The organism is Alteromonas sp. ASW11-130 (assembly GCF_026183735.1).
Lineage (GTDB): Bacteria > Pseudomonadota > Gammaproteobacteria > Enterobacterales > Alteromonadaceae > Alteromonas.
This window is the reverse complement of record NZ_JAPFRE010000045.1, coordinates 16,185-29,047: the sequence shown is the minus strand read 5'-3', so window position 1 is coordinate 29,047 and position 12,863 is coordinate 16,185. Positions and strand designations below refer to the sequence as shown.

At 41.0% G+C, this 12,863-nt stretch carries 8 protein-coding genes; 7 read left to right on the top strand and 1 reads right to left on the bottom strand.

What is annotated here, in order from left to right; all coding sequences use genetic code 11:
• The first annotated feature begins 232 nt into the window (after positions 1–232).
• From OPS28_RS15320 to OPS28_RS15305, 4 genes are all read left to right on the top strand, one after another.
• Positions 233–1,567: a GH1 family beta-glucosidase gene (locus OPS28_RS15320; RefSeq protein ID WP_265610337.1), complete on the top strand. Its 1,335-nt coding sequence runs from the start codon at positions 233–235 to the stop codon at positions 1,565–1,567.
• 25 nt (positions 1,568–1,592) lie between these two features.
• Complete coding sequence (locus OPS28_RS15315; RefSeq protein WP_265610336.1) at positions 1,593–2,921, top strand: glycoside-pentoside-hexuronide (GPH):cation symporter; 1,329 nt, start codon at positions 1,593–1,595, stop codon at positions 2,919–2,921.
• Positions 2,922–2,995: 74 nt separating this feature from the next.
• Complete coding sequence (locus tag OPS28_RS15310; protein ID WP_265610642.1) at positions 2,996–4,003, top strand: LacI family DNA-binding transcriptional regulator; 1,008 nt, start codon at positions 2,996–2,998, stop codon at positions 4,001–4,003.
• A gap of 98 nt (positions 4,004–4,101) precedes the next feature.
• Positions 4,102–5,190, top strand: a complete 1,089-nt coding sequence (locus tag OPS28_RS15305; protein WP_265610335.1) for a methyl-accepting chemotaxis protein — start codon at positions 4,102–4,104, stop codon at positions 5,188–5,190.
• A 571-nt stretch (positions 5,191–5,761) separates the two neighbouring features.
• Here the strand turns inward: OPS28_RS15305 and OPS28_RS15300 are convergent.
• Positions 5,762–6,049: a YebG family protein gene (locus OPS28_RS15300; protein WP_265610334.1), complete on the bottom strand. Its 288-nt coding sequence runs from the start codon at positions 6,047–6,049 to the stop codon at positions 5,762–5,764.
• Between the two features lie 427 nt (positions 6,050–6,476).
• Between OPS28_RS15300 and OPS28_RS15295 the strand changes: the two genes are divergently transcribed.
• From OPS28_RS15295 to OPS28_RS15285, 3 genes are all read left to right on the top strand, one after another.
• Entirely contained in the window at positions 6,477–10,472 is a 3,996-nt protein-coding gene (locus tag OPS28_RS15295; protein ID WP_265610333.1) for a hybrid sensor histidine kinase/response regulator transcription factor, read from the top strand.
• 407 nt (positions 10,473–10,879) lie between these two features.
• Positions 10,880–11,668 carry an alpha/beta hydrolase gene (locus OPS28_RS15290; protein WP_265610332.1) on the top strand — a complete coding sequence of 263 codons (789 nt, stop codon included), beginning with the start codon at positions 10,880–10,882 and terminating at the stop codon, positions 11,666–11,668.
• 459 nt (positions 11,669–12,127) lie between these two features.
• Complete coding sequence (locus tag OPS28_RS15285) at positions 12,128–12,733, top strand: hypothetical protein (RefSeq protein WP_265610331.1); 606 nt, start codon at positions 12,128–12,130, stop codon at positions 12,731–12,733.
• Positions 12,734–12,863: the final 130 nt, after the last annotated feature.

The following is a 12,863-nucleotide window of genomic DNA, read 5'->3' as shown; positions in this document are numbered from 1 at the left end:
TAAAAGCCACTAAAGAACAATAGGTTATGGCGTTTTAAATAAAGCGACAGAAAAGTGATTACTTCTTTACCCGCGATTTTACTTGCCAACCTGTGTTAAAACATTGTAAAACTGTCATGAAAGCGCTTACAGTTTTTCTTTTGAGGTTGGAGGCTGATTCAGGAAACCAGTTTTGTGCTTTCTCTTTAATCTTTTTCAATGCTGAAACACAGCGTCAATTTAAGCCGGATGTATGAGTAATCGTTTAATACTAAAGAAACAGTTTCAGAGCAACACCTTTACTTTCGGCGTTGCTACCTCGTCTTTTCAAATTGAAGGAGCGGTAGAGAGCCGCGAAGAGTCAATCTGGGACCGATTTTGTCAGCAGCCTGGTAAGATATTAGATGGTAGCAACGGCAACGAGGCGTGTGATCACGTTAACCGCTGGCAGGAAGACCTAGATATCATCGATAGTTTACACGTTGATGCCTATCGATTCTCGATTTCCTGGCCGCGAATTATCAGAGCTGATGGCAGCCTAAACCAACAGGGCCTGGATTTTTATCTGGCAATATTAGGCAAACTAAAAGCAAAAGGTATAAAAGCATATGTCACCCTCTACCACTGGGATCTTCCCCAATACCTGGAAGATGAAGGTGGATGGTTAAACCGTGACACCGCCTATGCATTTAAACAGTATGTCGAAGTAGTAGTAAAAGCATTTGGTGATTTGGTTTACTCTTACGCCACGTTAAACGAACCTTTTTGTAGTGCGTACTTAGGCTATGAAGTAGGTATTCACGCGCCAGGTAAAGCCAAAAAAGAGTATGGGAAAAAAGCCATTCATCACTTATTGCTGGCACATGGTTTAGCTATGAAAGTACTCAGGCAACATGCTCCAAAAGCTGAAAGCGGGATTGTGCTTAATTTTACACCTTTCTATCCGGCTTCAAATAGCGAAGAAGATGCGCACGCTACACGATTAGCTCATGTTCATTTTAATGATTGGTATATTCGTCCAATCCTAGAGGGAGAGTATCCAGCCTTAATAGACGATATCCCTGAGTCTCACCGACCTATAATAGCGCCCGGAGATTTAGATATTATTTCGCAACCTATCGACTATCTCGGCGTGAATTACTACACCAGAGCAAGAGTTAAAAGTGATGCACCTCGCGACCCTATTCTATTACCTGCCCCTGAAACCAGCGAACAAACCGCAATGGGTTGGGAAGTCTATCCTCAAGGACTAACAGACTTACTTTTGCAGCTAGAACGAGATTTCCGTTTACCGCCTATAATCATAACCGAGAATGGTCTAGCGAGTGATGATCACTTAGTTGATGGTGAAGTTAATGATCTGCAACGTATCCGTTATTTACAGTCGCACATGGACGCGGTGGCAGAAGCTATGGCGCAAGGTGTCAATATAACAGGCTACTTTGTTTGGAGCTTACTCGATAACTTTGAATGGGCTTTAGGATATGAAAAACGCTTCGGCATAGTGTATGTTGACTACACAACGCAGAAGCGTACATTAAAAAACAGTGCGATAGCCTTTAGAAACGCATTGTTAAGTCGTCAGTAGTCGTCTGGGTATCGGAAGTACATTTATGGTAAGTGCTCGCGAAAAAATAGCATACGGTTTAGGCGATACCGCTAGTAACTTTATTTTCCAGACTGTGATGTTGTTTTTAACCTTTTACTATACCGACATCATCGGATTAGCTCCCGCGGCGGTAGGAACTATGTTTTTAGTCGTGAGAGTGTTTGACGCGGTTACCGACCCATTGATGGGGGCGCTGGCGGATAAAACCCACACCCGCTGGGGGTCTTACCGTCCTTACCTGTTATGGCTAGCGCTGCCATTTGCGCTTTGCAGTATTTTGGCTTTCACTTCTCCCGCCCTTCCGGAAGACGGCAAACTGGCATATGCATTTTTTACATACGCGTTATTGATGTTGATGTATACCGCAATCAACATCCCTTACTCAGCACTTGGCGGGGTAATGAGCGCTGATGCCAGTGAACGAGTGTCGATTCAATCATATCGCTTTGTATTTGCCATGGTCGGTGGCTTATTGGTGACCACCTTTACGCTACCGTTAGTGGCGTATTTTGGGGAGGGAGATCAGGCATTAGGTTACCAACGTACCATGATTGCCATGAGCATGGTAGGAATGGTCTTATTCCTGTTGTGCTTTGCCGGCACAAAGGAACGCGTTAAGCCAGCAACACAAAATTCGGTGACGGTAAAAGAACAGCTTCAAGCATTATGGAGTAATGACCAGTGCCGTGTGTTATGCGTAGTCGCGGTGATACTGCTAACAGGCATGGTACTGCGAAATACATTGGCTATTTACTATGTAAAATATGTTCTGCAAAGACCCGATGATGTCACACTTTTCGTGACCGCCGGCATGATTGGTAGCATTATTGGTTGCGCGCTGGCAAATCCGTTGGCGAAAAAGATGTGTAAAGTAAAAGCCTATATAATGTTGCAGGTGATAAGCGCTGTACTTTGTTTGCTTAATTATTTTGTACCTTCCAATATGTGGTTGCTTGCAATGGGTATCCACTTTTTATGGGGTCTGTTTTTACAAATGGCTACACCACTTTTATGGGCAAAAATTGCCGACGTGGTGGACTACGGCGAGAGTCAAACCGGTGTACGAATGACAGGTATCACTTATTCAACGGTGGTGTTCTTCATAAAGGTCGGGCTTGCTGTGGGAGGCGCCTTAGCAGGGTGGTTACTAGCAATTTATGGTTATCAGGCAAATGTATTTGACGCAAACGTTGCCGATGGCATTGTCGTTTCTTTCTGTATTTTCCCTGCGTTGGCGTCCTTAGTTGTTGCGATTATTATGCGGTGGTATACATTAGACCACCAAAAAATGGAATCAGTCCAGGCATCACTATCACTAGGTAAAGTAGATTGACAAAAATCAAGCTTGATGCAGCCCACGGACAATCAAGCTTGATGCAGCCCACGGACGGTATCAGGAATAAGAACATGGTAACGATAAAACAAGTCAGTGAAATGGCGGGCGTGTCATCTGCAACAGTCTCCCGCGTTATTAATAATACTGACACCGTCAAAGAAAAAACTCGCGTTAAAGTGATGCAGGCAATGGCGAAACTCGGTTACCGCCATAATGTTCTTGCAGCCTCTTTAGCCTCAAATAAAACGAATACTATCGGTTATGTTGTGCCAGAGTTGCACGGTTCGTTTTTTGGCAGCATGATGGCAGGTTCTGAAAAAGTTCTGCGCAAAGCAAACAAACATATGTTTGTGGCGACAGGCCACTCTGATGAAAAACTGGAAACTCAGGAGATCGAAGCTTTATTAAGTCGTCGCTGCGATGCATTGATTCTGCATGTAGAAGCCGTTAGTGACGAGTATCTTATTCATCTGGCTCAACAAGACGTACCGCTGGTTATCGTTAACCGCTACATACAAGAGATAGAAGAAAACTGTATCAGTTTAGATAACGAGTTGGGCGGTTATTTAGCTACCCGCCATTTGATTGATCAGGGCCATACACAAATTGCTTATCTTGCAGGTTCGCTATTTAAAGCAGACGGTTTAAATCGGTTAGCGGGGCATAAACGAGCGTTATCAGAGGCGGGCATCAGCTTTGATGAAACCTTAATGTATGAAGGTGATTTTCAGGCGCAATCGGGCGAAGCAGGAATAAAAGCGTTGGCGAAGCAAGGGCAATGCTACAGTGCAGTTGCGTGTGCGAACGATGAAATGGCGTCTGGCGCGATCAATGCGCTGCGTGAATTGAAAAAAAATGTACCAGAGGATATTTCAGTCGTCGGATTTGATAATGTCGATTTTGCCAGCTATCTTACTCCTGGGTTAACCACGATCGATTATCCCATGCGAGAAATAGGGGCTATGGCCGCACGATGGATTCTAAACCGCGCGTATGGCGATCATAAGATGGAGTTAACCCATATATTGGAACCAAAATTGATTTCTCGTGGTACTACAAAACAGGCCGCAGAAAATTAAATACACAACAAATGTTAATGCTTTTTACCTTTTCAGCCGATATCGGGTTATTATGAAAAAACCATGCTTTAATCCTTTGCCTGAATTCAGAGGTCCATATGCTCGTACTTAAGTCAACATACGAAGAAAAACAAGAAGAAGTTAGCGCGCTGAAGCGCGAACAGTCCGATTTACAAAATCGAGTAAAACAGCTCGAAGAGCAAAATCAAATGCTCGCTGAAGAAAATCAGGCATTAAATGCAGTCACTGGTAAAGATGGTCAGTCTTTGTTGACTGAGTCAATGCTTGATGCGTTAGGTCAGGTAGAAGGTATACGTGATACTGTACTGGGCGCGTACCGACATATTGAAAGCGAAAGCGACGCAATTGAAGACATTAATACTTTGTTCTCTGAATCCGCAACTGCGCTTTCTCAAATTTTAAAGGACATGGATCAGCTCAGTGGCAAAATGAGCCATATGAACGAACGTATCTCTGGTTTATCCGATACTGCAGATAATATTAATAAGTTCGTTAGTACTATCACTAGCATATCTGATCAGACAAACCTACTGGCCCTCAACGCCGCTATTGAAGCCGCACGAGCAGGTGATGCAGGGCGGGGTTTCTCCGTGGTTGCCGACGAAGTTCGTGCGCTAGCAAATGAAACCAATAAATCAGCCAATGAAGTGGCAGAGCTGGTACAGGGCATTATCCAATCTACCCGCGCAGCAGTAGGTTCAGTAACAGAAATACAAACCAACAATACGCACCTGGCTGAAGGTGTGGGCAGTCTGAATAAATCTTATGACAAAATGGTCAGTCATTGCACTAGCATGAAAGACACTATTCATCGCGGTTCACACGAAACCTTTATCCAAACGGTTAAGCTAGATCATGTGGTGTGGAAATCTGAAGTCTATGCAGTAATAAACGGCCGAAGTAATAAATCGCCTGCCGATTTTGCTGACGCAGTGTCATCTCGCTTAGGTAAGTGGTTAAAAGAGGCAACGAGCAAACCAGTTTCTAAATCGGATGCGTTCTCACGCTTAGAACGGCCACACAATAATGTACATAGTGCAGGTGTTGCAGCCATGAAAGCGGATCGGGATAATGATATTGCAAGTAGAGATAAGTATCTGAAAGAAATGGAGCAAGCTAGCTCTCAGGTAATGTCCTTATTAGACAGACTAGCCGACGAAGGTTAAGCGGCTCTACTCGTTTTCATTAAGCCCCTCTTCGTAGGGGCTTTTTTTGATCCAAATACAGTTTGAATACCAAAGATCCACGGTCAACTTGCCTTTTTCAAACCAGTAGCAGTCACACGTATAGAATTAAAGGTGTGCGCCAGTGACCATTAAGTAGAGCCGGTTAAGCGAAAGTTGCAGTTAAAGTATCAAATACAAAATAGTGAATAGCCGGCCAACGAACGTCGTATGTTTTCGCGTGGAAAAGCTAAGACCTGCGAACAGCCTTTATCTACACCTCTCAAATGCGGTATATGTATAGCTATCAGTTTTCGAAATTTTACATTGGTTTTATATTATTACAGTGAATATTGTTAAGCTAAATAGATCCGGAATATAGTTGGGCAGGTAACGGTTTTTATCGGATAGTGGCTGCCGCTTCCGGCAGATGAAATCGAGCACGGAATAGCCATCTCGGTTTTTTAGAGCGCCAATTTTCATTTCAATCCACTTGTAACATCTCTGGCGAAGTGGATATTAAAATTAAGCGCTTACCGGGTTCATTCACTATAGTGACGCCAGCTTCAAAAACTTAACCATTTGCCTGCAGCTTAACAATTTCCGCCGCATCTTTTTCTAACACGGTTTCCGCCTGAGCGCCTTTAAGCAGTTTTATCACACTGTCTTTATTTTTCGCCAGCATAATCGACAGCTCTTCAGTAACCGCGTCATCAAGCTTAATACCCTTGGCTTCAATAAAGGCTGCCAGGTTATCAGCCGTATCCAGCATTTTGTCAAACTGATCCGCTTCCTTTTTATCTGTCGTCACCAGCTTTTCCACCCCTTTATGTGTTACCACGTATTTGATTGTAATCGCCATGATTCACCTGTTTGATTGGATAGTGTGGTGATAGGTTAGCACACAGTGCTGTATAAATAAACAGTTATTTAGGTAATGAACAGTTCCTTATTATGAGAACAAAAGGCTGCAAAGCAGCCCTTTAAGCTTTAATAATTTACAGGCCGTTTTGGCGGCCTTAGTTCTCGAAGCTCTATATCTACCATGCCTTTGTCAACGAGGTGATATTGGAGTGGGTCTCCTAGGCATTTTGAACCTCCGATAACAAGATCTAATTCAGCGTTATTTAACAGACAAACCTCACAAGAAATTTTTTCACTATCCTTCATAAGAATATCCTTATAATATTGATTTGATAAATGTGATTTGGTATTTAAATAAATCACGCGATTGATTTTATCAACTTTAAAGCCGTACTCATTCAGTTGTAAGACAAGGATTGTTAATAATGAGACTTAAGACCGTAATTTTTGGAACGATTCTATTTCTATCGTTCTTTGACTCAATTGCAGTTTCGTCAACTCCCCTCCAATTCACTAATCAATTCGACGGAAAGGCTACCGGTGTTCTCACATCCTTAGTTGTTGCAGAAAATGGCTCAATTTGGCTTGGCGGCGAGAATGGGCTGTTTGGGGTTATGGGGAAAAAATTTCTTCATTTTTATGATAAAAAAACATCTCTGAATAAAAACTATATTTCTTCATTGGAAAAGCTTCAAGAGAACAAATTACTTGTAGCTGTATACGGAGAAGGATTATTTATATTCGATACTATAGAATATTCGTTCACCAAAATTGTGCATCCATCAGATGTAGATTTAAATGCCGTCTGGAAACTGGCCCTTGCTGAAGATCATCTTGTAGTTTCAACTATTTCAAACATTTATCTCTTAAACATTCATACTTTTGATATCGAGGCTGATTTCAGAGACATTGGGATAAACGTTGGCAGTAAAGTGTTTAACGTAGATTTCCAGTCTGAAAGCCAGAAAGTATGGTGGACAGACGAAAAAAGAGGAGTGTTTTCTTACTCGCTAGTAAGTGAGAATTGGACTTCATATTCGAGCACAGAATACTTCGAAAGTAGTAATAGCATATCAGCTTTATATGTTGAAAAAGAGAAGGTTTTTATAGGGACGGAGATAGGACTTTTTGAGCTGGATGCTGAAAAAGACAGTTCAATTTTAATAAGCATGAGACCTGGGGTAGTTCACGATAAACATAAGCCTATCCGGTCTATTCAGAGAAGTCCGGCTGGTAATCTATGGGTCGCAGCGGAAAGACTTTATAAAGTGAACTTCGAACAACAAACCTTCGAATCTGCACCTCAACTTTATCCTTTTTTGACAAGAGGAGAGTTAGATACTGTTTTGCAGATTGATTTTGACACCCAGGAAAATCTACTGGCCATAGACACGAGCAAAGGACTGGTTATCGTTCCTCCTCAATTGAAAGCAGTCTCATACCTTAATGAAAATTTAAGAATTTTCAGAGAACACATAAATTCAGCGAAGTTTATCGATAAAGAAACATTGTTATTTCTTTCAGAAAAAAAGGTGGGGGTTTACGATCTAACGTCTAATCAAATGAATTTCTATCCTATGCCTTCGGTCGAAAAAATGTTCATTGGCAAAACCTCCAAATCCGAAATTGAAATAGTGAGCCAAGCTGGAAGCCGATATTCGATAAGACTTGGTGAAGGAAACATTTTTACATTTAATAATGTATTGACGAATAAATCTTCCACAATACTTGAGCTAGAGGTTGATAGCGCGGGGGAATTAGTATTTATTGAGGAAGGAGAGGAGCGAGATTATCTAATTAGTGAACACAATGACTCTTTTAAAAAGCTGCTATCGAATGCATTCTCTACTCTACATGTGTCTGCCACAGATGATATTCTTGCGGCCGCGTCAGGCGAGGGGATATATAAGATTCAAGAGAAGGATAAGGTACAGAGAATAGGAAGAGATTCAAACTTTGAGTTAAGCAATGTAGTGTGTATTTTTGAAGATCCCGATGGCGAAATTTGGGCATGTACCTCTGGAGAGGGGGCATACAAGCTCAAAAAAGGTGAAAATAAGTTTACTCGGGTAAGTGCTATACCGGCGAATTATATAAGAGCAATAGCCGCGATAGACCAACGATGGGTGTTGGTTACCACTAATATTGGCCTTTTTTTATATAATAAAAAAGAAGATAAATCTTTCCACTTGGGTAATGAGTTCGGCATTCCTGATACTGATTTTGCTTACAAAGGAATTTATACCTCCCCCGCACATACGCTTATAGCAGGCGATAATTTAAATTATATTATTGATAACCAAAAGTTAATCAGCTCCATAGAGCAGTCGGCTAAGAAAGTACATCAAGCTGTTATTTCATCATTTAATTCCTTTGATGAGAAAAAAAATATTCTGGTACCCACTGGCGTTCGGTTTTATAACGCACTGAAATCTGGCGACGAACTTGAATTAGCAAACGAAGAGTTTATGTTTGAAGTTGGTTTGACCGTAGCAAACTTTTTAGAGCGGGAACGCTTACAAATTGAATACCGTCTGCTTGGATTAAACGACGAGTGGACTCGTTCAAGTGATTCAACTGCAAACATCGTATATTCCTCGTTATCCTTCGGTAGCTATACTTTTGAAACGCGCGTGGTTGACACACGAAGTAGCGCCGTACAGCCAATATCAAGATTGCATATTCGCGTGCTTCCCCCTTTTTGGCTCTCTTTGGAAGCATTTATTCTTTACAGTTTATTATTGTGCTTGCTGATGTTTCATTTGTATCGACGCTATAGGCAGAAATTGTCACTCCATGGTACCGAACTTAGTGGCGTGGTAGACGAAAAACAAACAGCGCTCTCTGATAGCAGTTTGTCTATTCGTAAATTGTTAGAACGTAAGCAAATGTTGTTTACCAATATTTCCCATGAACTCCGAACCCCACTAGCATTAGTTTTAGGACCGCTCAAACAGGTCCAGAGAAAGCCGACTGATTGTGGAAACACTCATCGCATACACTTAGCGCTAGATAATGCGCATAAGTTGGAAAAGCTGGTTGATCAGCTCCTAGAGATTGAGCAGGTAGAAACCTTATGTGAAAACGAACGTAAAACCTACGATATCAAACACGATTTAAGTGCAATTATTGCGAATGTCCAACCACTAGCCGATTTCAAAGAACAGGAATTTATCCGCGCGGTAAAAGCCCAGGGCGAGATTTCGCTGATAGCAGACTCACTGGAAAAAATTTGCCACAACCTTATTTCAAATGCGGTCAAATATACCGACCCTAAAGGTAAAGTAAAAGTCGGTGTAACGTGTCAGGAATTACATCTGGTTATCAAGGTATCAGATTCGGGTTGCGGTATTCCAGAATCTGAAGTGAATCGCATATTTAAGCGGTTTTCCCGTGTCGACAATGAAACTGAGGAAGTCGGCACCGGTATCGGGCTCGCGTTGGTGAAAGAACTGGTTTTAGCTAACCGAGGGTGGATAGATGTATCCAGTAAAGAAGGTAAAGGCAGTGTTTTTACAGTTTACTTGCCGTTAGTAGATACCGCTATGTTGTTGAGTTGTTCGGTTAGACAGGAAGCACGAAGCCCTATTACTATTGACGTCCCTGAACTCACGACGCTGCCAGAAAATAAACCCATTATCTTATTAATCGAAGATAATGACGATTTGCGCGCCTATTATTACTCGCTGTTAAAACCAACATATACATGTTTACTCGCAAGGCATGGTATCGAAGCGCTGAATATAGTTAAAACAGTGACGCCTTCTTTGATTATAACTGATTATATGATGCCGGTGATGAATGGTATTACGTTAGCCTCTAGGTTGAGAAAAAGAAAAGATGCTGCCCATATACCCATTATTCTTTTAACCGCCCGGGGTGATAGGGAAACTCAAGCCCAAAGTTTAAGTGCGCATATTGATTATTGCTTAATTAAACCCATTGCGGATGACGAGCTTTTATTAAGAATTGAAAGTTTATTGGCACTCAGGCAACGTTGGATGGATGCGATACCTCGCACTGCAGACCTTTCTATGTCCGGCGATGAACCTATAAAGATTCCTACCTATGAATGCGACAAAGATCAGGCGTTTTACGCACGGTTTATCTCCATCATTGAAAAAAATTATAAGGAAGAAACATTTAACCGCGCACAAGCCGCTAACGAGTTAGCTGTTAGTGAACGTCAGTTAAATCGCAAGCTAGCGGCTATGATGGAACATAATTTTACTGAGTATCTTAAAAATTACCGATTAAAAAAATCAAAATTACTACTTCGTAGCGGCGAACAAGTTACGCAGATTGCGCTAGATGTCGGGTTTAACTCGACTAGCTATTTTTCTTCTCGCTTTAAAGCACGTTATGGCCTGAGTCCCACTCAATATCAAGAGATGCATACAGAAGAGAAAAAACGGGCGTAACCAGCGAAGTCGATTAGCGCTATCGGATACAGTACTGCAAGAATATATGCTCGTTCCGCTTTGCTGTATTTAATCCTTCCGTACCCACTGGGGCAAGGTTTAGCGTGACTAAATTGAGCGAAGTGGATGCAGTGACTACGTTAAAAGCGGCTTACAAAGGAAGTAACAGTATGCATCGACTTTGTACTTTGTACTTTGTAGTTTGTACTATATTAATTGGGGGCTATAGTATCTGTGTTTTCCAGATTAGGTACGCTTTTATTGCAATGAAATCAATAGCGATTCGGAGAGGTAGGGTCTTTTAGTGAGTGCCGCCTGGACATAATCGCCAGATTCGCTGGCACATTCGACGTGGATTATTAGTTTACAGAGGTACTAGTTTGTTTGTTAGATTCACAATTCTGTTGTTGGCTTTGTTTTTATCGGCTTGTTCTTTTAATAGCGTCTTCTTTCCTGTAGATGAGAGACCTTCTGCTTCTGTTAATACTGACATGGAAACGGTTGAGTTAGATTCGAGTGATGGGAAAAGAGTGTTTCACTATTTCTTCAACACTAGCCAAAATTCAAAAGCAACTATATTGGTTTTTCAGGGGAGTGGCTCAACAGTAGCAAATTGGTATAAAGTGATCAGGCCGTTAATTCAAGACGGGTATCAAATTTTTATGATGGAGTATCGTGGCTTTGGTTCTTCGGAAGGTGATGCTACCCACAATTCTATAGCCATAGACGCGAACGCTGCGCTGAATTATTTGGCAAGTAGGAAAGAGGTTAAAACAAAGCCTCTGTTGGTGATGGGTCAGTCCTATGGTGGTCAGCTTGCAATTTATGTGACATATAAGAACCAACACCTTGTTGATGGCTTAATTACTGAAGGAACGTTTACCTCCTTTAGCGAAGAAGCCGCTTCTTTTGTCCCTTGGCCTATTTCATCATTAATTAATCTAATTGTCTCAAACGAATATAATTCCCTGGAGCTCATTTCAGCGATTAAAACGAATAAGTTATTTATCCATAGCGCTGAAGATAAGGTGGTTCCATTTGAAATGGCTAAAAAACTTTATAATAAAGCAGTCGGAAGAAAAAATCTTTGGGTTATTGAGGGTAAACATGTGGCAGGCTTATTAAATAACCCCGACACGTATGTATCGAAAGTAAATGCGTTACTCCAAAAAACTCATGATAGAAAAGTTTATTAAGAAATATTGAACTTGGCGTTTTCCCTTCTCATCGTTAAATTTAGCCACTTGTTATTTGATATTGTTTTAAATATTAAAAAATATCCGGATTTAGCACATGAACCCATTGATTAGCGCCAAGCTTTTGTCAATCGGAGTTAAAGAATTTGTCAGCTAAGACAGTGACTATTGTGAGGCTAGTTACGCAGATTACTCATGTTATCGCTTGGCCTTTAATTGTAAGGGCAGCGGTAGGGCTCAAGTGACAGATTATTTACTGGTGAATTTCCTTATACAATCACGCAAGCGAGGTTAATGAATAATACCGTATTCTCGCACTGAAGGACGGGCAGTGATAAACAAACATGCCACTAAAAAAGTAGCGCCGTTCTTAGTGAAACACCGATATTGACGTATTTTAATACTCTAAAGAGGGTTAAATGTTGTATACAGTGCTTACAATTGGTTTGATTTCCCTAAGTGCGTTCGCTTTTTTTACCAAAATTTAAAGGGATTATAGAGCGCTATAGTTTGGGAATTAACTTCTTTCTAACGTTGATAGCAACTTTAGTCGGGGTTTTATTAGCCATATCGATAACTAATTACGAGGACAAAAAGAAAGAGAAAAAAGATGTAATAAAACTTTTATCATCGTCAATTTCATCAGTTGAGACGTGTCATGAATACACTAAAATATTGATAGAATATTTTGAAGAGTTACCAGATGAAAATGTTTCAAAAGCCGATTTCTATGCCAAAAACCCTCCCCCATACCCTGCATATTTAGATACACTTCTAATGCAAAATATTGTTAGTAAGAACTTATCTGGTGCAGCTTTAAGTGATTTGAATGAACTATTGATTAACCTCAAGAGAAGTAGGGATAATAACGCAACCTTATATCTTAAAGTTCTAGAACAAACACTTAACCTTTTGAAGTTAGAAATCTCTTTTCAGAAAGAAATAATTGATGAAACACAGTTAAGTAAAAAAATGAACGAAATTAATACGCTTTTAATCAGAGGTGAAAGCTCCCAATCGCTAGAACGGAGGCTCAACAGTATGCCTGCGAGCGATCCTATCTAAATTTACTAATTATTTAAGTGCCGTTTACTAGGCTCTTATTAAATGTCAGCGTGACCGCAGAGAGCAAACGTCCGAGTTTAGATTTTTGACGAACGCAAATTGCTCATAATTGCCCTACAGATTAGGGTGG